The 277-nt window shown below is 67.1% G+C and carries 1 protein-coding gene; it reads left to right on the forward strand.

Going from position 1 to position 277, the window contains the following annotated elements:
• Positions 1 to 277, forward strand: a 277-nt coding sequence (locus Q664_RS26280) for a formyltransferase family protein (protein ID WP_043401482.1), incomplete at both ends; no start/stop codon positions are given.

A 277-nucleotide genomic window follows, 5' to 3' on the forward strand; every position in this document is an offset into this window, starting at 1 on the left:
ACAGCTTCCTGCCGGCCTTCGCGGGCGCCGAGCCCTACCGGCAGGCGTTCCGCAAGGGCGTGAAGCTGGTGGGTGCCACCAGCCACTACGTCACCGAGCAGCTGGATGAGGGGCCGATCATCGCCCAGGGTGTCACGCGCGTATCGCACCGGGACACGGTCGCGGACATGGAGCGCAAGGGACGAGATCTGGAGCGCGTGGTCCTCGCGGAAGCCGTCCGTTGCCACCTCGAGGACCGGATCATCGCCTACGGTCACAAGACCGTGGTCTTCGAGTA

This window comes from Archangium violaceum Cb vi76 (genome assembly GCF_000733295.1).
In the GTDB taxonomy this organism is placed as follows: Bacteria; Myxococcota; Myxococcia; order Myxococcales; family Myxococcaceae; genus Archangium; species Archangium violaceum.